This window comes from Polaribacter sp. R77954 (assembly GCF_044595335.1).
In the GTDB taxonomy this organism is placed as follows: Bacteria; Bacteroidota; Bacteroidia; order Flavobacteriales; family Flavobacteriaceae; genus Polaribacter.
Genome location: NZ_CP138992.1, coordinates 1,854,185 through 1,879,136 on the forward strand (window position 1 = coordinate 1,854,185; position 24,952 = coordinate 1,879,136).

Annotated in this window: 23 protein-coding genes and 1 pseudogene; 5 read left to right on the forward strand and 19 right to left on the reverse strand. The window is 30.3% G+C overall.

What is annotated here, in order from left to right; translation table 11 throughout:
- Window positions 1-68: 68 nt before the first annotated feature.
- From fabD to SJY27_RS07960, 18 genes and pseudogenes are all read right to left on the reverse strand, one after another.
- Entirely contained in the window at window positions 69-950 is an 882-nt protein-coding gene (fabD, locus tag SJY27_RS07875; RefSeq protein ID WP_397447713.1) for an ACP S-malonyltransferase, read from the reverse strand.
- A 72-nt stretch (window positions 951-1,022) separates the two neighbouring features.
- Window positions 1,023-1,724 (reverse strand): crotonase/enoyl-CoA hydratase family protein, encoded by a 702-nt coding sequence (locus SJY27_RS07880; RefSeq protein ID WP_397447714.1) that lies wholly within the window; start codon window positions 1,722-1,724, stop codon window positions 1,023-1,025.
- Window positions 1,725-1,791: 67 nt separating this feature from the next.
- A complete protein-coding gene (gene crcB / locus SJY27_RS07885; protein ID WP_397447715.1) occupies window positions 1,792-2,163 on the reverse strand; it encodes a fluoride efflux transporter CrcB in 372 nt (123 codons plus the stop codon).
- Entirely contained in the window at window positions 2,163-3,125 is a 963-nt protein-coding gene (locus tag SJY27_RS07890; protein WP_397447716.1) for a BT_3928 family protein, read from the reverse strand. The genes crcB and SJY27_RS07890 overlap by 1 nt, the downstream gene beginning before the upstream one ends.
- Window positions 3,126-3,262: 137 nt before the next feature.
- Window positions 3,263-3,594: pseudogene (locus SJY27_RS07895) on the reverse strand (PLP-dependent transferase); the annotation flags it as partial.
- A gap of 56 nt (window positions 3,595-3,650) precedes the next feature.
- Complete coding sequence (locus SJY27_RS07900; RefSeq protein WP_397447717.1) at window positions 3,651-5,624, reverse strand: transglutaminase domain-containing protein; 1,974 nt, start codon at window positions 5,622-5,624, stop codon at window positions 3,651-3,653.
- Window positions 5,624-7,537, reverse strand: a complete 1,914-nt coding sequence (locus SJY27_RS07905; RefSeq protein ID WP_397447718.1) for a DUF3857 domain-containing protein — start codon at window positions 7,535-7,537, stop codon at window positions 5,624-5,626. The genes SJY27_RS07900 and SJY27_RS07905 overlap by 1 nt, the downstream gene beginning before the upstream one ends.
- Window positions 7,538-7,744: 207 nt before the next feature.
- Window positions 7,745-8,389 (reverse strand): YceI family protein, encoded by a 645-nt coding sequence (locus tag SJY27_RS07910; protein ID WP_397447719.1) that lies wholly within the window; start codon window positions 8,387-8,389, stop codon window positions 7,745-7,747.
- A 112-nt stretch (window positions 8,390-8,501) separates the two neighbouring features.
- Entirely contained in the window at window positions 8,502-8,954 is a 453-nt protein-coding gene (gene dtd, locus SJY27_RS07915) for a D-aminoacyl-tRNA deacylase (RefSeq protein ID WP_397447720.1), read from the reverse strand.
- A 135-nt stretch (window positions 8,955-9,089) separates the two neighbouring features.
- The gene (gene rsgA, locus SJY27_RS07920) at window positions 9,090-10,052 is read right to left on the reverse strand and encodes a ribosome small subunit-dependent GTPase A (RefSeq protein ID WP_397447721.1); all 963 of its coding nucleotides are present in this window, start codon (window positions 10,050-10,052) and stop codon (window positions 9,090-9,092) included.
- Between the two features lie 349 nt (window positions 10,053-10,401).
- Window positions 10,402-11,484: a chorismate mutase gene (locus SJY27_RS07925; protein WP_397447722.1), complete on the reverse strand. Its 1,083-nt coding sequence runs from the start codon at window positions 11,482-11,484 to the stop codon at window positions 10,402-10,404.
- An 81-nt stretch (window positions 11,485-11,565) separates the two neighbouring features.
- Window positions 11,566-12,417 (reverse strand): prephenate dehydrogenase, encoded by an 852-nt coding sequence (locus tag SJY27_RS07930; protein WP_397447723.1) that lies wholly within the window; start codon window positions 12,415-12,417, stop codon window positions 11,566-11,568.
- Window positions 12,418-12,475: 58 nt separating this feature from the next.
- Complete coding sequence (locus tag SJY27_RS07935) at window positions 12,476-13,618, reverse strand: pyridoxal phosphate-dependent aminotransferase (RefSeq protein WP_397447724.1); 1,143 nt, start codon at window positions 13,616-13,618, stop codon at window positions 12,476-12,478.
- Between the two features lie 6 nt (window positions 13,619-13,624).
- On the reverse strand, window positions 13,625-14,485 hold the full coding sequence (locus SJY27_RS07940) for a prephenate dehydratase (protein ID WP_397447725.1): 861 nt from the start codon (window positions 14,483-14,485) through the stop codon (window positions 13,625-13,627).
- A 286-nt stretch (window positions 14,486-14,771) separates the two neighbouring features.
- Window positions 14,772-15,794 carry a UDP-glucose--hexose-1-phosphate uridylyltransferase gene (locus tag SJY27_RS07945; protein WP_397447726.1) on the reverse strand — a complete coding sequence of 341 codons (1,023 nt, stop codon included), beginning with the start codon at window positions 15,792-15,794 and terminating at the stop codon, window positions 14,772-14,774.
- A gap of 23 nt (window positions 15,795-15,817) precedes the next feature.
- On the reverse strand, window positions 15,818-16,966 hold the full coding sequence (locus tag SJY27_RS07950; protein ID WP_397447727.1) for a galactokinase: 1,149 nt from the start codon (window positions 16,964-16,966) through the stop codon (window positions 15,818-15,820).
- A gap of 10 nt (window positions 16,967-16,976) precedes the next feature.
- Entirely contained in the window at window positions 16,977-17,867 is an 891-nt protein-coding gene (locus SJY27_RS07955) for an aldose 1-epimerase (protein WP_397447728.1), read from the reverse strand.
- A 1-nt stretch (window position 17,868) separates the two neighbouring features.
- The gene (locus SJY27_RS07960; protein ID WP_397447729.1) at window positions 17,869-18,834 is read right to left on the reverse strand and encodes a GntR family transcriptional regulator; all 966 of its coding nucleotides are present in this window, start codon (window positions 18,832-18,834) and stop codon (window positions 17,869-17,871) included.
- A gap of 182 nt (window positions 18,835-19,016) precedes the next feature.
- On the opposite strand from SJY27_RS07960, the gene SJY27_RS07965 reads away from it, so the two are divergent.
- The 5 genes from SJY27_RS07965 to SJY27_RS07985 all read left to right on the forward strand — a co-directional run bounded on the left by SJY27_RS07965 (window position 19,017) and on the right by SJY27_RS07985 (window position 24,096).
- On the forward strand, window positions 19,017-20,084 hold the full coding sequence (locus SJY27_RS07965; RefSeq protein ID WP_397447730.1) for a formylglycine-generating enzyme family protein: 1,068 nt from the start codon (window positions 19,017-19,019) through the stop codon (window positions 20,082-20,084).
- Between the two features lie 8 nt (window positions 20,085-20,092).
- Window positions 20,093-22,564, forward strand: a complete 2,472-nt coding sequence (locus SJY27_RS07970) for a TonB-dependent receptor domain-containing protein (RefSeq protein ID WP_397447731.1) — start codon at window positions 20,093-20,095, stop codon at window positions 22,562-22,564.
- Window positions 22,565-22,606: 42 nt separating this feature from the next.
- The gene (locus tag SJY27_RS07975; RefSeq protein ID WP_397447732.1) at window positions 22,607-22,972 is read left to right on the forward strand and encodes a DUF2237 family protein; all 366 of its coding nucleotides are present in this window, start codon (window positions 22,607-22,609) and stop codon (window positions 22,970-22,972) included.
- Complete coding sequence (locus tag SJY27_RS07980; protein ID WP_397447733.1) at window positions 22,953-23,414, forward strand: hypothetical protein; 462 nt, start codon at window positions 22,953-22,955, stop codon at window positions 23,412-23,414. Before SJY27_RS07975 ends, SJY27_RS07980 begins: the two co-directional genes overlap by 20 nt.
- A gap of 76 nt (window positions 23,415-23,490) precedes the next feature.
- Window positions 23,491-24,096 (forward strand): type IV pili methyl-accepting chemotaxis transducer N-terminal domain-containing protein, encoded by a 606-nt coding sequence (locus SJY27_RS07985; protein ID WP_397447734.1) that lies wholly within the window; start codon window positions 23,491-23,493, stop codon window positions 24,094-24,096.
- Between the two features lies 1 nt (window position 24,097).
- Here SJY27_RS07985 and SJY27_RS07990 read toward each other — a convergent pair whose 3' ends face one another.
- Window positions 24,098-24,868, reverse strand: a complete 771-nt coding sequence (locus SJY27_RS07990) for an alpha/beta fold hydrolase (protein WP_397447735.1) — start codon at window positions 24,866-24,868, stop codon at window positions 24,098-24,100.
- Window positions 24,869-24,952 lie beyond the last annotated feature (84 nt).

Below are 24,952 nucleotides of genomic sequence, written 5' to 3' on the forward strand. Positions count from 1 at the left end.
CCAATTTCAAATTTGAAATTGGGATTTCTTTTTTGTTTCTTGTCTTCTATTTGTTGTCTTATAACCAACTACAAAGCAACTCCACTAGCAGCCACAGATCTATCTATCTTACGCATTAAACCTTGTAAAACTTTACCTGGCCCAACTTCAATAAATTCTGTACCACCATCAGCAATCATTGCTTGTACACATTGTGTCCATTTTACTGGCGCTGTTAATTGTGCTATCAAATTTTCTTTAATTTCTGTAGGATTTGTAACCGCTTTTGCAACCACATTTTGATACACTGCACAAGTTGGTTCGCTAAAAGTTGTAGCTTCTATAGCTGCAGCTAATTCTTCTCTTGCAGGCTCCATCATTGGTGAGTGAAATGCACCACCAACTGGTAACAACAATGCTCTTCTTGCTCCTTTTTCTGTTAACAATTCACAGGCTTTTTTAACAGCTTCAATTTCTCCAGAAATTACCAATTGCCCAGGGCAATTGTAATTTGCAGCTACTACTACTCCATCAATTTCTGCACAAGTATCTTCTACAACCTCATCTGCTAAACCTAAAACAGCAGCCATTGTACTTGGTGCAATCTCACAAGCTTTTTGCATTGCTAAAGCACGTTTAGAAACTAATTTTAAACCATCTTCGAAAGATAAAACTCCGTTTGCAACCAAAGCAGATAATTCTCCTAAAGAATGCCCAGCAACCATTTCTGGTTGAAAAGAATCACCTAAAACCTTTGCTAAAATTACAGAATGTAAAAATATTGCTGGCTGTGTAACTTTGGTTTCTTTTAACTGTTCAGCAGTTCCTTCGAACATAATATCTGTTATAGAAAAGCCTAAAATATCGTTTGCTTTTTCAAAATATTGTTGTGCTAAAGGTGATTTTTCGTATAAATCTAATCCCATTCCTGTGAATTGAGCTCCTTGACCTGGAAAAATATATGCTTTCATTTGTATTTGTTTAATTGTTGATTTGTTTAACGCTATAATCGCGTGCGAAAATAGTCATTTTTATAAATTTCATTACCCATCTATAGCAATACTTATTTTTAAGTCTAATTCTATTGCTTTTGCTAAAGCTTTTAAATGTGGTTTTCTAACTTTTAATTTGGTAGCTGCGTGTGCTTTTCTGTTTAATTTAGAAAACATATTTGCTACCTTAATTGCAGTTGGCAACAATGCTTCTTCTGGAACAATTACGTCTAAAAACCCTGCTTTTACAGCATCCTTTGGATTAAATATTTCTGCATTATTTACAGCTCTGTTTACATACACTTCAGATAAACGAGATTTTGCAATGGCAATACCTGCATTGTGCATTGTCATACCAATCATAACTTCGTTTAAACCGATTTTAAAATCGCCTTTAACCCCAATTCTATAATCTGCAGATAATAATAAAAAAGCTCCTTTTGCAATTGCATGCCCATTACAAGCTACAATAATTGGTTTTGGAAAAGATAACATTTTTAATGATAATTGCGAACCTTTTGTAACCAATTCTAATGCAGATTCAGGTGATTTTGTCATCACTTTTAAATCAAATCCGCCAGAAAAAATTCCTTGTGTACCTGTAAGAATTACAATTTTATCTTCTTGCTCAGCTTTGTCTAAACTTGTGTTTAAACCTTCAATAACTTCGTGAGAAATGGCATTTGCTTTTCCGTTATTAATGGTAATAATTGCGTAATTTTCTTTTGGTTGATAAGATACGAATTCGTTCATTTATTAGGATTTTAATTGTTCTCGATACAAATTTTTTTATTCTTGATAAATTCACACGAACTGACATTTATATAAATTTCACCAAATACATTCCTGCAAAGACAGCTAAAAAGCCAACCACAAAACTTGCAATTGTATAAAAGGCAAAAGAAGTAAAATCTCCTGATTTTAGAAAGATATGGTTTTCATAAGCAAAAGTAGAAAAAGTGGTAAACCCACCACAAAAACCAGTGGCTAATAATAATGTATTATTTTGACTAAGAGCATCACTTTTTGCTGCATAGCCTAAAATAAAACCAATAAAAAGACTGCCTAAAATATTGGCTGCAAAAGTACCATAAGGAACTCCGTTTTCTGAATTATTAAGCCATTTACCAATTAAGAAGCGTAAAACACTACCAAAACCACCACCAATAAAAACGAAAATTAAGTTTTTCATTACAATTCTATGTCATCAATATCTGTCCAATTTTTTTTCTCTACAATGGTTCCTTTATTTAAAATCATAATTCCAGGATTGGCTCTAATCATAGTTTTTAGTGTAGTTTCATCGCAAAATAAAATTTCGAAAGGAAGTTTGAATTTGTTTTTTGTAAGTTGAATGATATCAGAAAATGAAGCAGAAACACCATATACTGTATAGCCTTTTGTAATAGCTACATCTGCCATTTTTTTAATTTCTGGGAAAGCCTCGTATTCTGATTTTTCTAAACTAGACATTAACACCAAAATAACTTTATCCATTTTTAAAATTTGAGGTGCTAAATCATTCTGAGCATCCTCTAAAAAGAAATCATGAACTGGAGGGATTTCTCCATCATCTTTATACTCCATTCCCTCAGGAATACTTTTGCCAATGGCATACGCTCTAAAATCTATTATTGGCAAATGCGCTAAAGAGTAATACGTTATGCCACAAGAAATTAATAAAGATAAAAATACAATGATACCATTGTTATTTTTTGAAAAAATAGGTTTGATCCATTTGATTTTAAAACCGATAAAAAAGATTAAAACAGTTAATACAACATCTTTATAAAACGTTTCCCAAGGTTTTAGTTTTATAGCATCACCAAAACAACCACAATCTGTAACTTTATTATAATACGCTGAATACCAAGTTAAAAACAAAAATAATAAAATAATAATTTTTAAGCTATTTACAGTAAATTTTGCTTTCCAACCTACCAATAATGCAACTCCTAAAACAATTTCTGCTACAATTAAAATTATAGAAAATGTTAAGGCAAAAGGAATTAAAAACTCTAGGTTTAAAACACCTTCAGAAAAATATTCTTCGAATTTGTACTGAGAACCAATAGGATCTACCAATTTTACAAAGCCCGAGAAAATGAATAAGGCACCTACTATTATTCTTGATAGTTGTATTAGAATTTTCATAATTTGTAGTTTAAGACTGTATAATCTTAAAGATTATTCGTCCACTTATATAAGTAGTACAAATATTGCAAAATTTCTTGTTTTATGAGCTTATTTAATTCTTAAATAAAAAAAAATCTATTATTTTTTCACATTTTTTACAAAACCCCAACTTGCATCATACAGGTTTCATCATTTAATGAGTTAATTCTATATTATTATCTAGTCCAATTAAGAAACGAATTAACCGATTAGAAAGCCCCATTGCGACTTGTTCATCTTCTGGAATTTCTGATGATGTAGAGCTTCCTGGAACTGAATACAACGTTTTGTAAAACCCTAAACTTATTGCCAAATGGCCTAAATTTTTATGCTGCATCAATTCCATGAACTCATTTGCCTTTTCTATAGACTCAACATCTAAAGTCAACATTCCTCCAAAACCATATTCTGCATTCAGCATCGATTTAAATAATTTGTGAGAAGTGTAAAGGTTACGTAATTCTAGGACAAAATTTAATACTTTTCAGACAGCCTCTACTCTACTTAAATCTTTTTAAGGATCATTTTTTCTGACTCTTTTTGCACTAGTTGGTTATAAAAATCTTTTAAAAAGATGTAATTATCAACTGAAATCATAGTATTATTGATTTGCAAAGATGATAATACTTTTATTTTATTTCCAAATTGAGTTACTTCATATGTAAAAAAGCCTAAATTATTTGGAAGAGCTATTTTTAATGCAGAAGGCATCTTTTCTAGTGTATAGCCTTTAGGAATTTCTAAAGAAACTCTGTTAATCTTAGTCCAAGGTGCATCAAATTCTACTGGATAAACCCTTTTATCTGCCTTAAATGGATTTACTTTGGTTTTTAAAAAAAGCAACGGTTCTATATATAATTTACCTTTAATCTTTTCAATAAAATTATACCCTGTTAAATCGATAGTGCTATATATTGGTAGATTTGCAGCTAACTGATTCTGCAAACTAAAACTTTCTATTTCTATATTATTTTTAGTTTCATAATCTGAGATTAGCATATTATTATTGATGTGATTTTTAGTTTTTCTGAAATTTAGGGCTTTAAGATTTTCATATTTAGTTCTTATTTTACCTTTAACTAAGGTGTTTTTGGCATCAATTTTTACAAATAAGGTATTACTTTCTAAAGCATAATTATCTGGTGTTAGCTCTTCCCAATACGAGCTGCCATCTTTTTCAACAACTCTGCCTCGCCAATTTAAAATTCTAGAAGATATTAAATTAATAGAATTATATTGGTCTGTAGCATCTAACAATATACGTTTACCTTCTAAATCTACCTTACAAATCACATAATTAAAACTAAAGCGAGAAGGAAATATAGGGTAACCATTTTTTTTAGTACTCACCAATATTGGGTTGGCATTTAAACCAGCCGAACGAAGCATCGAAATTAAAACAAAATTGATATCTGCAACATTACCCACTCTTTCTTTATAGGCTTTTTTTACTCCATGCTCTGCATAAATATCGTCATATGAATTCCACTTTATTCTGTTTTTTACAAATTGAAAAATAGCGGTTATTTTTGCTTCATCTGTTTTGGCTTTACTAACCAAAATTTCTAAATCTTTTTTATAATAACTACTCTTATTTATTTGATTACTAAAATTGTTCGATTTGCTGATTATTGTACCAATATCATTCCATGTAGTGTAGTCCTTTTTTAGAACACCTGGAATTTTTTTACCGCTTTTTAACTTTAAATCAAATCTTATAGCACCTCTATAATCATCTATATTTTTAGTATATAATTCATCATTTTTTATAGCTGGTATATTATCATCTTTAAAAGAAAAAACGTTAATATTATAATTGATATTTAAATCATAATTATATAATAAATCTCTAACTTTTTTTGATGCTTGTAAAGGCGGAGCATAGTATCCTTTACTGATTTTATTGTAATCGAAATATTCTGGAGCTTCAAAACTATATTCAATCTTTTTTATAGGGATAGCATATTGGAATTCAAATGGCCTGATATAAGAAATATTCTGACTTCTAATTCTATATTTAATTTCTATTATAGCACCTGCTTTTACTTTTGGAAATGCAATTTTTATGGAATTTAAATAATTATTCAGTTTATCCTTAAAAATATTTGTTTTTGAAAGTTCTATAGATTTAATTTGATCATTTTCAAGATAATATGTTGCACCCTTAATGGCACTTACACTTTCTTCAATTCTAGAATTTAGATTATAATAATTGATTATTCTATTCGCTTCATCTAATCCGTCTTTATTATAAATTTTAATTCTTTCATGAACATCGGTATAACAGTTTGTTTCTAATACATTCAACCTCATATAAGTAGTTCGCTTTTTATATAAATAAACTGCAGCAGCTCCAGAATCTTGAGGATAAAAATTTTCTTCTAATTCTTTTTTAGAGATTTCACCAAACTTATAACTTTGTGTATAAAGTGATATTGATACAAATAAAATAAGTGTTCCTATAATTTTCTTTAACATCAGTATTTTTTAATTAATGCAATTCTTAAATTCTCTGATTTAGCAATTTTTCTTCTAAAAGTTCTATAACTCTTATAATCTTCTTTTGGATAAACCCCTTCATTAATTGTAATACTTTTATTGTATGTAAAAGAGGACTCATCAACCCGTACAAAACTAATTTTATAGGTTCCAAATTTTGAATTGATTTCTCTATTTTCTGGTAAATATTCTATTGTATAAGTTGATGGAATTGTAAACGTATACTTGTCTACATCTTTATAACCTCTACTTATTTTTAGAGGTAAGTTTCTGGTTCTATACCTTTTAGGCACATAGCTTTCTTTATTAAAAACATTTACACGAAACAGGTATTCTGTTTCGTTAATTGAAGCGTAATTTTTTATAGAAAGTTCTAAATCTTCGGTAAAAACAATATTATCTTTATCATTATTTAGGTTCGCAGCATTAACTTCTAAATTATTAATATAATCCCAAACGTTAGATTTGTAGTTTTTTATAAGTTCTTCTGCTGTGTATCTATCAAAATATGCCTTACCATCATATTGTGTTCCTTCAGAAATTCTTTGCAAAACTGCTTTTGCATGACCTTCTTTTGTTAACTGAATTTTTGCAATACTCTTTTGAATACTTTTTTCGTTTTTATAAGAAGGCGTTCTTTTTATAATTCCTCCTTCTGGTGTAACCACCAAAACATTTCTATCGTCTGTAAAATCTCCTAAAAACCCAAAAGGCATAGTTTGGCTGGTGCACTCTAACCAAATATCATTGCCATTATTAGGAATATTTAAAATAACATGATTTCCTTGCATCCCGAAAAAATCTTTTTCAATATCTCTTTTTTCAGAACCCGCCCAAATTACTGAATAATGAGATTTTACACCAACAGCATCTAACAATGTTTTGGTATAATTGGTTAGTCCTTTACAATCACCATAACCCACTTTATCAACTTGATTGGCTGGGATTGGTTCCCAACCTCCAATACCTTCTTGTACACTTATATACCTTGTTTTATTTTGCATAAATTGATATATAATTTTTGCCTTTTCTATAGGGTCATTAATTCCTTTTACTAATGCTTTAGCCTTTAATTCTATTGCGTCAGATAATTTATCATTGCCATTCTTTAAAAAATCATACCTCCATTTTCCAAACTCTTTCCAATTTGTAGCTTCGCCATAAACCCCTTTTAAAGAAAATTTATTCAAAGCTACTTTTACCATTGGTAAAATATCTCTTGCTGGCAGAGTACTGTGTTCGTATTTAAATATAGGTTGATTTTTTAATGAGTAACTCAACTCACTATCTGAATTAATCTTTTCTATTTCAAAACCATTAAAATTGGTTTCTTTTTGACGCCAAGGAATTTTGGTTGGATTTTTTATAGTGTAACTACTTTTTTCTACAGATAAATAATAGCTAGAAACCGGAAACCACCAAGGAATAAAACCTGTAGTTGAAGTTTTATATTCAGATTCAAAAACCAAGGTATATGGATACGAAATGGGTATATAATTGATATATTTTACTCTAGCATCTGAATACAATGTACCACCATCTACTGCACTAACATCTAAAAAATCTCTTTCTCTAATTTTTTTTATTTGATTGCCAAATGCATCGTAAACTACTGCAGAAAGTTCTGTAATTTTTGTGTCATTATCATAACTTTCGTACAATCCAGCATAGCTATTACCAGATTCATTTAATATTGTAATTACTTTTCTTTGAGATACAATCATTTTTTTTGCATCTTCAATAGTTATCGTTAAAGAATAATCTCTGATTACTGCATTGGCATTTTCTTTTAATGCTACAGGAATTGTAAAGGTAGAAAACTCAGTTTTTTGGGCTAGTATTGTAAGTGATAAGAAAAGAAAACATAATAGGATTTTTGGGGAAACTTTCATGGACTTTTTTACTTTTAAATAGCATAACAAGGTAAAAAAGAAAACCCAAAACAAAAAGTTTTGGGTTGTAAAATTAAGAAAGTGATTTCTTTATTTGTTTACGTGCGATCCATCGCAATTTCCATTAGGATCTGATGTTAATCCACATCCACAAGGTCTTGCTGCTTTTTTAAGTTTCATATTAAATCTATTTGTTTAGGTTGGTATTTAAGCTTTTGTTTTAACAGTAAAAGACAATTCCATATTATCATCGATAAATTTATCCTTTAAGTCGCCAAAGAATGATTTAGAAGCGTATTTTACATTAAAATCTGCTCTGTTTACCATAAATTTTTCGCTTTGAAAAGTAGTTACACCACCTTCTGTAGAAACAGTTGCAGGAATTGTAATACTCTTAGTTACATCTTTTAAAGTTAAATTACCAGTTACATGAATTTTGTCTCCTTTATTTTCTACACTTGTAATTACAAATTTAGATGTTGGGTATGTAGCCACATCAAAGAAATCTGCACTTGTTAAATGGCCTACTAATTTACCATTACCTTCTTTATCTGCAGGAATGTCTAACACTTTAATAGATGCCATGTCAATTACAAATTCGCCTCCTTTAACTTCTCCAGATTCTACCAATAAATCTCCATCTTTGATCATTACTAATCCATTGTGAGCACCTGTTGGTTTTGTACCTTTCCAAGTTAATTCAGATGCTGCTGTATCTACATTATTTAAATCGGCAATGTTTGTTTCTACTTTTACCTCTTCTTTTGTTTCTATGGCTTTTTCTTTTTTCTCTCCTTTACAAGCAGTTACTATTGATGCAATAACTACTAATGATAAAACTAATTTTTTCATGTTTTTAAATTTGATTTGATTTAGAATTTATTTTCCATGGCAAATATATGATTTATTTATTTTCCTTGGAAAGTATTTTAACCTTTTTTAATATAACTTTAACAAAAGTCTTTTATTCTTTGTTTTTTGAATCAATCATGATGGTCACAGGGCCATCATTAAGCAATTCCACTTGCATATCTGCACCAAATTTTCCTGTTTGGACTTTGTGAGAGATTTCTTTTTGTAAAGTAGCCAAGAACTTTTCATACAATGGTATAGCTACATCTGGTTTTGCAGCTTTTATATAACTAGGTCTGTTGCCTTTTTTTGTTGATGCGTGTAACGTAAATTGACTTACTACAATTACCTCTGCATTTTCAGTTAAAAGCGAGGTGTTCATCACTCCGTTTTTATCGTTAAAAATTCTAAGATTTATAATTTTACGAACCAAATAATCAATATCTTCTTGAGTATCTTCATTTACGATACCTAAGAGAATCAATAATCCTTTTTGAATTGATGCTACTTTTTCACCTACAATAGTAACACTTGCTTTTGATACTCTTTGAATTACAACTTTCATTCCCCTAAATCCCCAAAGGGGACTTTTACTTTTAGATTCTTTAAAACTTTATTTTATAAACTTACAAATGTTTTTTTAAGAAAACTATTTACAAGTCTTATTTCAATTTGGAAAGATATATAAAACACAAATGGACTAATCCTCTTCTTCGTTCCAAATGTCTGTTCTGTAGTGCTCGGTTTCTTCCTCGCCTTCTAAAATTTGCAAATAACTTCTGTACCTTGACCAAGAAATTTCTTCATCTTCTAAAGCTGCTTTAACAGCACATTGGGGCTCTTTTAAATGCAAACAATCGTTGAATTTACAATGTTGTTTTAGTTCAAAAAACTCTGGAAAATAATCACCAAGTTCGTATTTATCCATATCTACCACTCCAAAACCTTTTATTCCTGGAGTGTCTATAATTCTGGCATTAAAACTTAAATCGAACATTTCTGCAAATGTTGTGGTATGTTGCCCTTGTTTGTGTTGCTCAGAAATTTCTTGAGTTTTTAAATTTAAATTTGGCTCAATTGCATTTACTAATGTTGTTTTACCAACCCCTGAATGCCCAACAAACATAGAGGTCTTTTTGGTCATTAATTGTTTGATAGCATCTATATTTTTATTTTGAGTTGCAGAAACTTCTAAACAAGTATAACCAATTGCTTGATAAATATCTTTTAGATATAAAATTTCTGCACGCTCTTCAATTTCGTATGCATCAATTTTGTTAAAAACCAATACAGTATCTACTCTATAGGCTCTTGTGGTAACCAAAAAACGATCTATAAACGCAGTAAATGTTGGTGGATTGTTAATGGTAATTAGTAAAAAAACCAAGTCTACATTAGCAGCAATGATATGGGTTTGTTTAGACAGGTTTACAGATTTACGCACTATAAAGTTGTCTCTATCTTTTATTTTTTTGATAACACCAATCTCTTCATCACCTTTTTTTTCTAGTTCGAATTCTACGTTATCGCCAACTGCTATAGGATTGGTACTTTTAATACCTTTAATTCTGAATTTTCCTTTAATTCTACATTGATGAAAATTACCTTTTTCGTCTTTTACAAAATACCAACTTCCTGTAGATTTATATACAACTCCTCTCATTATTACAAAGATGCAGAATTATTTTAGAATAAAAAGCCACGAATACACGAATTAAATTGAAATTAAATTATAAAGACAAGACCTTTCAGGTTTTAAAAACCTGAAAGGTCTGAAATATTTCTAAAAGTCAATTTTTATAACTTCCATTTTTAGTCGGCAATACGCGTTAAGGATTGAAGCGACATCCTTTTTGTTTTTCACAAAAAGATATAGCGAAAAGCCTGACCAAGCTTTTTTGCTTGGTAACGCCCATAAAAAAACCACGAATTCAGAGAAAATCGTGAATTCGTGGCTGTAATTTTAATTATAGATACTGAAACAAGTTCAGCATGACAATCTAATTAAATTATTATCCGTTAATAATTTTTTCTTGATGATTGATAGATTCTTGATGAATGGCTTTAAACATTTTTAAAACAAACTCTTCACTTAAACCTTTACTACTGCCTTCTAAAACCATGTTTCCTAAAATCTCGTTCCAACGTCTAGATTGTAAAACAGCAACGTTTTTCTCTTTCTTTAAAGCACCAATTTTATCAGCAACTTGCATACGTTTTCCTAATAAATCAATCAATTGATCGTCTACTACGTTTATTTGAGCTCTTAAATTATCTAAAGACTCTCTGTAATCTGCTGCAGTTTCAGTTGGTTTCTTAATTTTTAACTCCTCCATAATTGATTTCAATTTTGTTGGTGTAACTTGTTGTGCTGCATCAGACCAAGCATTTTCTGGATCCCAATGTGTTTCGATCATTAAACCATCGAAATTTAAATCTAAAGCTACTTGAGATACATCTTGAATCATTTCTCTGTTACCTGTAATGTGTGATGGATCACAAATTAATGGTAAATCTGGAAATTTATTTTGGAATTCGATTGCCAATTGCCAGTTTGGATTGTTTCTGTATTTAGATTTATCATACGTAGAAAACCCTCTATGAATGGCTCCTAAATTTTTGATTCCTGCTGTATATAATCTTTCAATACCACCCAACCATAAAGCTAAATCTGGATTTACTGGATTTTTTACTAAAACAATTTTATCTGTACCTTGTAAAGCATCTGCAATTTCTTGCATAATAAAAGGAGATACTGTAGAACGTGCACCAATCCATAATAAATCTACATCATTTTCTATCGCTAATTTACAGTGTGCTGCGTTTGCAACTTCTGTACAGGTTTTCATACCTGTTTCTTCTTTTACTTTTTTAAGCCATCCTAAACCTAAAGCCCCAACACCTTCAAAATTTCCTGGTCTTGTTCTTGGTTTCCAAATTCCTGCTCTATAATAGTTTACATCAGAATCTTTTAATTCGTGCGCAATTTTTAAAACCTGTTCTTCGGTTTCTGCACTACAAGGCCCTGCTATTACTAGTGGGTGATCTAATTTCATATCATCCAACCATGTTCTTAATGCTGCTGTATTCTTCATTTTTAATAATTAATTTGTGTTGTTTAACTTAAGATTTCTCCACAAGGTCGAAATGACAAGTAAAGACAACGATTTTGGCTTTTATTTTATGCCGTTTAAAATTTGTTTTATATAATTGGTACTCTCCATTTCGTTAAAAATTTCAGAGAAATTATCTTGTTGCATCAACTCTTTAAATTTTTGTAAATTGTTGATGTATTCTTCTAATGATTCTATGACGTTTTCTTTATTTTGATTAAAAATTGGTGTCCACATTGCTGGGCTACTTTTAGCCAAACGTACTGTAGATGCAAATCCTGAACCAGCCATATCAAAAATATCTTTTTCGTTTTTTTCTTTTTCTAACACTGTTTTACCTAACATAAATGAACTGATGTGAGATAAGTGCGAAACATACGCAATATGCTTGTCATGAGAAACAGGATCCATGTAACGAATACGCATTCCAATGGCTCTAAAAAGTTCTAAAGCTTTTTCTTGCAACTTAAAAGTTGTTTTTTCTACTTCGCAGATAATGTTCGTTTTCCCTTTATATAAGCCAGATATGGCTGCTGTTGGTCCAGAATTTTCTGTACCTGCAATTGGGTGACAGGCTAAAAAATTACGTCTTCTTTTATGATGTTCAACCCCTTTACAAATGGCTTCTTTTGTTGAACCTGCATCTATAACTAATGTATTGTCTGATATTTTATCTAAAATGGTTGGTAATAATTTTACAGTAGCATCTACAGGAATGGATACAATTACCAAATCTGCATTTTCTAAATCGTCTAAAGTTGCTTTTTTATCAATTAAATTTAATTCTAAAGCTTTATTTAGGGTTTCGTCTTTTCTACTAATTCCGTGAATGACAGCTTCTGGATTATGGTTTTTAATATCGATGGCAAAACTACCACCAATTAAACCAATACCAATCATGTAAATATTCTTCATTTTTTATGCTTTATGCTTTTGGCTTTAGGCAGTATGCCTGAAGCTTATAGCTTATTGCTTATAGCCTTTCAATTGCTTCTTTAATTACATCTGTTGTTACACATAATGAAAAACGAATGTATCCTTCTCCTTGAGATCCAAAAATGGTTCCTGGGGTAATGAAAATATCATTCTCATACAACACTTTATCAGTTACTTCTTCAGATTGTTTTCCTTCAGGTATTTTAGCCCAAACAAATAAACCTGTTGCGTTTTTACTGTAAGTTGCTTCTAATTTATCTGCCAATTGCCAAATTAATTTTCTGCGTTCTTCGTAAATTTTGTTTTGTTCTGCAAACCAATCATCAGATAAATGTAGAGCTTCTATGGCACCTTTTTGAATGCCGTAAAACATACCAGAATCCATATTAGATTTCACTTTTAAAACTTCGTTGATAAAAGCTGCATTCCCTAACAGCATTCCAACTCGCCAGCCAGCCATATTAAAAGTTTTACTTAAAGAGTTTAACTCTAAAGCAATGTCTTTTGCGCCTTCTACTTGTAAAATACTGATAGGCTTATCATTTAAAATAAAACTATACGGATTGTCATTTATAATTAAAATATTATGCTTTTTACCAAATGCAATTAACTTCTCGAAAGTTGCTAAAGTTGCATTTGTACCAGTTGGCATGTGTGGATAATTTACCCACATTATTTTTACATCAGTTAAATCTTGTTTTTCTAATGCATCAAAATTTGGTTGCCAATTTGTTGCATCACTTAAATTATAAAACAACGGTTCTGCACCTACTAATTTTGTTACTGACGTATACGTTGGATAACCAGGATTTGGAATCAAAACTTTATCGCCTTCATTTAAAAAAGCCATAGAAATATGCATAATGCCTTCTTTGCTTCCCATTAAAGGTAAAATCTCATTTTCTGGATTTGATACCACAGAAAATTTGCTTTTATAAAAACTAGAGATTGCAGCTCTTAGCTCTGGTAATCCTTGATAAGATTGATATTTGTGCGCAGTTACATCTCCTAAACTTCCTTGAATTGCTTCAATTACTTTTGTTGGTGGTTGTAAATCTGGCGAACCAATGCCCATATTGATAATTGGTTTTCCTGCAGCAACTAAGCCTCTAACTTCTCTTAATTTTTTAGAGAAATAGTATTCTTGAACTGTGTCTAATCTTTTGGCTGATTGTATCATACTAAATTATTTAGATTCTGAAACGAATTCAGAATTCGGCTTAAGCCTACCATTTTTATAAGTTCCTAACACTTTAAATTCTTCTGCCATTATTTCTAAAATGGACTCTGCTTTTTGGTAATCTTTATATTCATCAAAAGTAATGTCTACAAAAAAGGAATATTTCCAAGGAGTTTCGATTACTGGTAAAGATTGAATTTTGGTTAAATTCATTTTGCAATCACTCAACACATTTAAAATGGCTGCTAAACTTCCTCTTTTATGATTTAATTGAAATTTTAGTGATGCTTTATTAATTTTATCAATTCCGTTCTTTGGCTCTTTAGTTTGCACAATTACAAATCTTGTAGCATTGTCTTTAATAGTCTGAATTTCATCTTCAATTACTTGTAAATCAAAAATTTCTGCTGCAATTTTTGGGGCAATTGCTGCAATACCTATTAAATTTTGTTTAGAAATTCTTTTAGCAACCTCTGCAGTATCTACATCCTCTACTAATTTTATATGCGGATAATTTTTAAAAAACTCTTTGCATTGTAACAGTGCCATTGGATGTGACCAAACCTCTTTAATATCTTGGATATTTTGCCCTTTTAATGCCATTAAATGATGGTGGATATTTAAATATTCTTCATCAATAATATGTAAATTATACTTATCTATTAACGCATAATTGGGTATAATTGAACCTGCAATGGTGTTTTCTAAAGCCATGACACCTAAATCTGCAGATTTATCTAGCAGACTATCTACCAAAACATCAAAAGACATGCATTCTTTTAACTGAATTGTTGAGCCATAAAAATCTCTTGCAACTTTATGGTGGTTTGAGCCTTCTGCTCCTTGTATGGCGATTGTTTTATTCAATGATTTTTAACTTAATATCAAAAAAAAAGCCTCGAAGTAAATTCGAGACTTTATATATTTTAATTGTTTGTTAACAGCATACAAAGTCTCTCCTTTTATTGTAAAAATAAAAGTAAAAGAAGAAACGAGTATTGATGTTATTTAACATTTTGGTTTTCTCTTAATTATGCAACAAATCTAAAAATTAAATTCTGATACACAAATATTATTAATAAATAATATGAATTTTTATAGATTATTTAAAATTCAGGTTATTTATTGATTTAATTTCACTAAAATTAAAAGATTAAATTAAATCTTTCAATCTTTTGGCTGCAATTTCTGCAGTAATATCTCTTTGTGGCGTACCAAACATTTCGTAACCTACCATAAATTTCTTAACGGTTGCGCTTCTTAACAAAGGTGGATAGAAACTCATATGCCAATGCCAATGACTATTGTCTGCCCCATTTGTTGGTGCTTGATGAATTCCGCTTGAATAAGGAAAAGACGTATTAAATAGTTTATCGTACGCTTTTGTAATTACTGAAATTGCTTCTGCATAATTTTTTGCACCTTCATCAGATAAATCTAAAATACTTTTCTGCTGTTTTTTTGGAGCAATCATCACTTCGAAAGGCCAAACTGCCCAAAAAGGAGTTAACACCACAAAATCATCATTTTCATAAATAATTCTTTCTTTTGCAGCTATTTCTTGCGTTAAATAATCTTCTAAAAGGCTACTATTGTGTGCTGCAAAATACTGGGCTTGTTGGGTATCTTTCTTTTCTACTTCATTAGGCAAGGTAGATTGACTCCAAATTTGTCCATGAGGATGAGGATTACTACAACCCATTACAGCCCCTTTGTTTTCAAAAATTTGCACGTAATTAATCATTTCATTTTCTCCTAAAGTAGTGTATTCTTTTTGCCAAGCTTGTACCACTTTTTTAATATCTTCTACCTCCATTTCTGCCAAACTCTTAGAATGATCTGGACTAAAACAGATTACTTTACAAATCCCTTTTTCGCTTTGTGCTTTAAATAATCCGTCATTAACATTAAACGTTGGTGAGTCTTTTTGCAAAGCCGCAAAATCGTTAGTGAACACAAACACGTCTTTATAATCAGGATTTACATCACCACTAATTCTTGTATTTGTTGCACATAAGTAACAATTTTGATCATAACTTGGTCTTTTTTCTTTTGAAACCTCTTCATTTTGACCTTGCCATGGACGTTTTGCTCTATGTGGAGAAACCAAAACCCATTCTCCTGTTAAAATGTTAAATCTCTTATGAGAATAATCTTGTAAGTTTGTATTTTCCATTATACTATTTTCTCGTTGATTGTTTATTGCACAATGTGTGTTCCTTCTGCCAATTCAATAAAATACACAGAACACTCTTTATCAAATTTATTTTTATATGCTTTAGATGCTGATTCTGCAAATGCTTTTACCTCATCTCTAGCAATTAAATTAATGGTACAGCCTCCAAAACCACCACCCATCATTCTAGCACCTAAAACACTTTTATTTTTTTTAGCTTGATCTACCAAAAAATCTAACTCGCTACAACTTACTTTATATTGATGTTGTAAACCATTATGAGAACCGTAAATTAAAGCCCCTAATTTTTCCAAATCATTATCTTCTATGGCTTTTGCTGCTTTTTGAGTTCTTGCTATTTCTTGAATTACAAATAATGCTTTTTGATAATTTTCTGGTGTTACTTTATCTATAATTTTTTCTAAATCAGCTTCTGTAGCCTCTCTTAAAGTTTCTATATTTAACAATTTTGCAATGCTTTCGCAAGCCGATCTTCTATCATTATAAGCACTATCAGAAAGACTGTGTTTTACATTGGTGTTGATTAATATAAGTTGATGATCTTTAAAATCAATTTCGTAAGGTTTGGCTTCTATGGTTCTACAATCTAACAACAACGCATTATTTTCTATGCCAAACATGCTTGCATACTGGTCCATAATTCCACAATTCACGCCCACATAATTGTGTTCTGCTTTTTGAGAAATTAAAATCATTTCTGTTTTGGTTAAGCCTAAATCAAATAATTCATTCAACCCAAAAACCACACTGTTTTCTAGAGCTGCAGAAGAAGACATACCAGCACCACCAGGAATATTTCCTTTAAAAATGATGTTAAAATCGCCAACAACTTTATTTCTATTCTGAATTTCTGCAACAACACCAAAGACGTAGTTTTCCCAACTGCCTTCTTTTGAAGGCTTTAATTTATCTAAATCAAACTCAATTGTACTATCTAAATCTAAAGCAATTGCAGTACAACTGCCACTATCGCTTTTTTGAATAGCAGCTGCAATACCTTTATCTACGGCTGCAGGAAAAACAAAGCCTCCATTATAATCTACATGTTCACCAATAATATTTATTCGTCCTGGTGAAAAAACCAACAGAGGTTGCTCTTTAAACGTTTTAATAAACTCCTCTTTTACATCTTTTATTAATACTGCGCTCATTTTGTTTTGTTTAATCGTTAATTAGTTTAACCTTGCAATTAAACACATGGGTTTGTTTTGGTTCTAAAACTTGTAGTCCTATTTTATTATTAAAACTGTTAGAAACACCTGTCATGGGTTCAATTGCAATTGCAGGGATATCTTTTGGTGTGTATAATTGTAAAAAACTATTTACAGAATTTTGTGTTATTTCTACCTTATAATCTGGCGTTGAAAATGTTACTGTATTATCGTTTAAAACAAAACAATCATCCAATTCTTTTTTATGAATCTCAAAAACTTCGGGTGTTTTTTTAGCAACAACTTCTTTTGTAATTAAATTTTCATCTAACAATACTTTTTCATCACTTTTAAAAGATAAATGACTGTTTTCAAAATCATTGCAATTAAAATATGGATGCCAACCTAAGGTAAAAGGAAAAGACAATTTATCCATATTTTTTACTGTAATACTTATTTTTAAATAATCTTCAAAAAGTGTGTAAGTCACAGAAAAAAAATAGGTAAAAGGGAAACCTACACTTCTCTTTTTTTCGTAATAATTAAAGGTTGCAAAACAACAGTGGCCATGCTCTTCTGGTTCAAAAAGCTCAAAAGGTTTATCATACACTAAACCATGCAAAGCGTTATTACCATCATTGCAGTTAAATTTAAATTCTTCTCCTTGAAAGGTATATTTTCCATTTTCAATTCTACTTGCGAACGGAAATAATATTGAAGATGCATAAGAGGTTGCATAATCAAAACCTTCTTGTTCTTTAATTAGGTAAATATCGTTAAACTTTAGCTCTTGTAAACGCGCACCTTGGTCAAGGTTAATTTTTGCTGATGTGGTTTTTGATGCGTTTACCAGTTCAATAATTCGCATTCCGTTTTCTGTGGTGGTGTTAATTTTGTACACTTTAAATAGATTTTCTTAATATTAGACGACTAGGGTTTGCAATTTGTTGATATGTGTTATTTACTATCATTTCTGCTAATTGTGCACCCATTAAATTAAAATCAGTAGAAATTGTTGTTATACCATTTTCAACTACTTCTTTAAGTATGGTATCATTTACAGAAATAACACCAATATCTTTAGCCAAAACAAACCTTCTTTCTTTGATTTTTTTTATGATTCTTATTAAATTTTTATCTTCTAAGAGAACATAAACTTCTCCTTTTTCTGGAATTCTTTTATCTATAGAAGATAGCACCTCAAAATTGATATTATATTGGTTGCAAAATAACAAAAAGCCATCTAAAATACCCTTAGGTTGTTTATCTTCTGAAAACAATAAAATTATTTTTTTATAATTTACAATTTTCATTAAAATAGATGACAGCCCTTCAAAAATATCTTTTTCGAAATTTTGATAAATTGCAGGATATTTCTCTAAACCTTTTTGAATTTGATCTAAAATATACACTTTATCATCTGGTAAGTTTTGTATTACTTTTTGTGTGTTTTTTAAATTTGCAGGCATAATTACATAGTAACTATAGTCGCCAATATTATCATTAATAAGCTTTGTGAAAATGGTATTATTAAAGTGATGAAAAAAAATATCTATCTGAATATTTTTACCTAAATTCTGTAAAAATGAATTGTACAAATCTTCTTTAAAAGAGTTTAACTCATCAAAAAGCAAAAATATCTTTTGCTCAATTTCAACATTTTCGGTAGATACATAATACCCCTTGCCAACTACTGAATGAATAATTCCACGATTCTTCAGTTCATTAAAAGCAGTTAAAACAGTATCTCTAGAAAGTTTATGCTTACTTTTAATTTTATTTAAAGACGGTATTTGATCTCCTTTTTTTAAAACACCATTAGCTATTGCTTCTTCAATAGAAGCAATAATTTGTTTATATTTAGGCACTCCTGATTTTTTTTGAAGAAAAACAATTTCCATTAAGCAAATATACGATTTTTTTAAACCTACACAACTAGTATATACTGGTATGTTTTATGATTCGTAAAACACAAAATAAAACTGCTTTTAAGCTTTTACAAAAGATAAATTATTACTTTTATCACCTAAATAAAACACATAAAAACAATATGATATATTTTCATAAAAAAAAGTTTTTCAACGTTACTTTTTTCACTTTTATTTTTCTTTTTACTGTAATAAGCTGTAAAGACAAAAAAGAAAACACCATAAAACCACCTAAGAATATGGTTTGGGTTGAAGGAAAAACATTTTTAAGAGGTGCAAAAGAAGGTGATAAATTTGCTATGCAAAGAGAAAAACCTGCACACAAAGTTACTGTTGATGGATTTTATATAGACGCTACAGAAGTTACCAACAAACAGTACAAAGCATTTGTAAAAGCTACAAAATATATTACTGTAGCTGAACGTAAAATTGACTGGAAAGAAATGAAAAGCCAGCTACCCCCAAACACGCCAAAACCTCACGATTCTATATTACAGCCAGGTAGTTTAATTTTTAATAAAAACGTAAACGCTGTTGCTAACATGAACAATTATGCACAATGGTGGACCTGGAAAATTGGTGCAAATTGGAAACATCCTTCAGGACCAGATTCATCTATTGAAAATAAAGACGATTTTCCTGTAGTACATATTGCTTTAGAAGATGCTTTGGCCTATTGTAAATGGGCAAATAGGCGTTTACCTACTGAGGCTGAATGGGAAGCTGCAGCTCAAGGCAACAACTCTAATACCATTTTTACTTGGGGAAATGATGCTTCAATTTTAAACGCAAACGCAAATACTTGGCAAGGTGTTTTCCCTATAAAAAATGAATCTAAAGATGGTTTTGAATTTATTTCTAGTGTAAAATCGTATCCTCCAAACAGTATTGGTATATATGACATGTTAGGAAATGTATGGGAATTAACGTCTGATTTATTTAACGTAAATCACTATCAAGAACTAGATCTCTCAAAACCGATATTAAATCCAAAAGGAGCAAAAAAATCATATAGCCCTAGTAATCCTTACCAAGCTGAGCATGTTATGAAAGGTGGTTCATTTTTATGTCACGAATCGTATTGTGCTAGTTTTAGAATATCAGCAAAAATGGGTGTTGCTTTAGATTCTGGCTCAGATCATATGGGTTTTAGAACAGTAGCCACTCCAGAAATGTTAGCATCAGAATAACAACCATTATGAAAAAAATAAAAAGTAGATTCCTATTCATCTTATTTTTAGTGGCAAGCCAATTTGGGTTTTCTCAATTAACAGGTAAAATTGTTGACAAAAATGACATGACACCTTTAGAATACGCAACAGTAGCTTTGTACAAACAATCTCCCAAACAATTAATTACAGGAGTAGTTACCAACGCAAATGGTGTTTTTTCTTTTGACAACATTAAAAAAGGAACCTATGCTATTGAGATTTCGTTTATTGGGTATCAGCCTAAAAAAATAGTTAACATTCTTTTTTCAGGGGATAAAAAAGAGCTAGGAAACCTACAATTAAGTTTAGGAAATGCTTTAAACGAAGTTGTAATTACTACTGAAAGAGCAGCTATAGTTAGTAAAATTGATAAACAGGTTTTTGATGCCACCAAATTTAGAAATAGTCAAGGAGGTTCTGGTACTGATGTTATTAGAAATTTACCTTCTGTTTCTATTAATGGAACTGGCCAAATTGCAGTTCGTGGAACAACAGGTTTTGTTATTTTATTGAATGGAAAACCTGTTCAAGGAGATCCTACCACAATTTTAAGCCAATTGCCTGCCAATGCTATTGATAAAGTAGAAGTAATTACTGCACCATCTGCAAAATACGATCCTGAAGGAAAAGCAGGAATTTTAAATATTTTTACCAAAAAAGGTGCTTTAAACGGAACTTTCGCGCAAATAAATACTAGAATTGGGGCGCCTTCTATTGAAGATTATAACAATTCTGAAAGCGCAAAACGTTATGGATTAGATGCAACTTATAACTATAGAAAAGACAAATGGAATTTTTCTTTAGGCGCAAGCTACCAAAGAAATGACAAATCTGGAAGACGTGAAGGCGATGTTTTTACCATTATCGACGATGTTAAAACCAGTTTCCCTTCTGATGGTGAGCGTTCTTTTGATGAAGAAAATTACAGTGGAAACATCACTTTAGATTTTACTCCAAATAAAAATAACGAATTTTCTTTGGGCTTTTTTGCAGGAAAAAGAAGCAAAGATCGTAGAGCCGATATTGTATATTTTGATAATAACGCTGTACAACCAAGCAATAGCAATAATAGATTATATACGTTTCAATATTTTAATGAAAACTTACGAATTAGAAAAAGTGATTTTGCTTTAGGGAGTTTTGACTATGCACACACCTTTGCAAATGCTTCTAAATTAGCTGCTACTTTTTTATATGAGTATACGTTATTAGGTGGCCCAACTACAAACAGAAATTTAGGATTTCCTGACACTACACAAATTATTCAAGACGAATTTAACACCAACGATAACCCATTATATGGAACCTTATTTAGAGTTGATTATGCGTTTGCCAACTTTTCTTTTGGGAAATTAGAAACAGGTTATCAATATCGATTTTTAGATCATCAAGGAGATTTTTTATATACCAGAAGAAACAATGCCACTGGTATTTTTGAAACTGTACCCGAATTTACGAGTGAAATAGACCTAAAAAGAACATTACATTCTACATACATCAACCTTAGTAACAAAAAAGAAAAGTGGCAATATGCAGCTGGGATACGTTTAGAAAAAATGGATAGAGAATTGACTTTACAAGGTGCAGATCAAGTTTCACCAGAAGTGATTCCTTTTGATTATTTACAATTATTTCCTTCTGCAAGTATTGCGTATTCTTTGAAAAATAAAACCAAATTAAAAGCGGCTTACAGTAGAAGAGTTCAAAGAACAACCACTTTTAAAATGAATCCTTTTCGTGAAAGAGAACATTCTGAAACGTTAGAACAGGGTGATAAAAATTTACGTCCTGAATTTGTAGATTTGGTAGAAATTGGGGTTTCTAAAAATTATAAAAAAGGGAATTCTGTATACGCTACTGCCTATTTACGAAACGTAAAAAACTTGGTAAATAGAGTAAACCAAGTATTTAATGATACCATTTTAGATAGAATTTACTCTAACGTAGGTAGAGGTAGATCTTTAGGTATAGAATTGGGTGCACAACTAAAACCTACTGAAAAATGGAGTAATTTTATTGGTGCTAATATTTTTAATTTTGATATTGATGGCGCTTATAATGGCGATAAAATTGACACCAATGCTACTCAATATTCCATTAATATAAATTCTACATACCAATTTAACAACACAACTTCTTTGCAATTTACCTTAAATTATTTGTCTGACAGAGTTACAGCACAAGGTGAAGATGGTCAATTTTATTCGCCAAATCTCACCCTTCGAAAAACATTTTATGACAATCGATTAGCAGCAACTTTACAATGGCAACATATGGATTTAGGTTTGTTAAACACTAATGAACAACGGATTACAACATCCAAAGCTGATTCTTTTTTTACAACTACCAACTATGTGTATGAAGTAGATATGATTACCTTAAATTTATCGTACAACTTTAATTCTAATAAAAATAAATCGAAGTTTATTAAAAGTGAGTTTGGTGCTAAAGAATTTTAAGCTCTTGTTTTAGTATCTTTATACTTTAAAAAACCATAAGATTTGGAATTAAACGTACTCAATACACCTTTATTATCTTGCTGTAATGATCCGCTTACTGGGTATTTTAGAGACGGATTTTGCAGAACTATTAACGAAGATTTTGGCACACATACTGTTTGCGCTATTGTTACCAAAGAGTTCTTAACTTATTCTGCATCTAGAGGAAATGATTTAATGACCCCCATACCACATTATAATTTTCCTGGATTAAAACCTGGTGACAAATGGTGTTTGTGCATTTCTAGATGGCTAGAAGCCGAAAAAGTTGGCAAAGCGCCTTACATAATATTAGAAGCAACACATATAAAATCTTTACAATACACTACTTTAGAAATCCTTAAAAAGTATGAATTTGTTGGTAGTTAATTATTTTGGGGTAGCACAATTTACTGCGATTAGTCAACTTATTATAGATTTTGGTTTGGTGGTTTTAATTTGGATGGTACAGTTAATTATATACCCAAGTTTTTTGTTTTATAAAGGGACAAACTTAGTAGTTTGGCATCAAAAATACACACAACGCATTACAGTTATTGTAGTTCCGTTAATGCTATTACAATTGGCAATTAGTATATTTAATGTATTTTTTCGCTTCAATTTTGCAACTCTTACAACTTTAATTGCGGTTGTTTTTCTGTGGGGTTTTACCTTGTTAAGTTTTGCTCCTATCCATTTTAAAATATCCGAAGGAAAATATTCTCAAGAACTTTTAAAATCTTTAATTTCAACAAATTGGTTGCGCACTTTTTTATGGTCTGCACTCTTTGTTTTTAACCTTTTTTATAATATTACTGTTTTTCTTAAATAATTACAGTTTATTTGTTGACGATGAAAATCTCTATAAAAATGACTATATTTGAGTGATAACCTAAATTTCTCTTGGCATGAAAAATAGATCCATTTTTATTTTTACCACGTTTATAGTTTTATTAACTATCAACAAAATTTCGTTACATAGAGATATTAAACGCCAAAGTAGAGATTTATCTGCAGTAAATATTTCTGGCAGACAACGCATGTTTTCTCAGAAAATTTTAAAACTTGCATTACTTTTAAAGGAAAATACTACTAAACAAAACACATTAAAAAACAGCGCAAAACTGAAAGCAATTACTGAAAATTTTAAAAAACTACAGCAAGAACTAAAAGAAAATTATTTAACAAAATATGATGATTTCTATTTAAAAGGTTTATATAAAGAATTAGAACCTTTTTACTTAGCCATTGTAACCAATAGCAATTTACTTACTTCTAATAACATAAATAAAAAAGAAATCATCAGTTGTTTTTTAGAAATTAGTAAAGCCTCAGATCATTTTTTACGCATTATGGATAAAATTGTAAATCAACATGAACTAATTGGAAAAAATAGAGGTAAATTAATATTAAGAAGAGAATTTACATTTAATGTAATTATTGGTTGCTTATCTATTTACGGAATATTTTTTGTTGTTGTACCTATGTTTCATTTAATAAATCAAACGAAATAACTTAGCCTAAAAAATCGCAAACTTCTTTATAAAAATCTTTCGGGTTTTCGGCATGCAACCAATGCCCAGATTTTGTGATTTCAACAACTTTATTGTTTGGAAAGTGATTATCTATAATCATTTGTTCTTCTGCAACAATATAACCAGAGCGCTCTCCTTTTAAAAATAAAGTTTGTTTATCAAAAGAGGTATTTTGAGGCAAAGGTTTCCCAACTTCTGGATTTTTATCTGTGAGCGATTTTAAATTAAATCTAAAATCTAACACTCCTTTTTCTTTCCAATATACATTTTTCATCAAAAATTGACGAATACCTAATTCTGAGATGTAGGTTGCCAATTGCGCATCAACCAATTTTCTAGAGTTTTGAATAGAAAAATCTACAGAATTTAACCCAGCTAAAATAGCATTATGATGTGGTTCATAGGCTTTAGGAGAAATATCAACAACAATTAACTTATCTACTAAATTAGGATAAGTTACCGCAAACAACATGGCAGTTTTACCTCCCATAGAATGTCCAATTATTTGTACATTTTTTAATTGATGATGTTGTATGTAATGGTATATATCTTCAGCTAATAAATTATAATTAAAATCATCGGAATGAAAACTACGTCCATGATTTCTTTGATCAATTAAATGTACTTGATACTCTTCTGCAAATTGATTTCCTAGGGTTTTCCAATTATCAGACATGCCAAAATAGCCATGTAAAATTAATAATGGTTTTCCTTCACCTTTTATGGTTGAGTGTAAAATTTTATTAGACATTTATATGAATTGATTATTAGATGAAAAATGGCTTAAAAGTGCTCATTACTAAATTACCCTTGTAACTGACGACTGACAACTGAT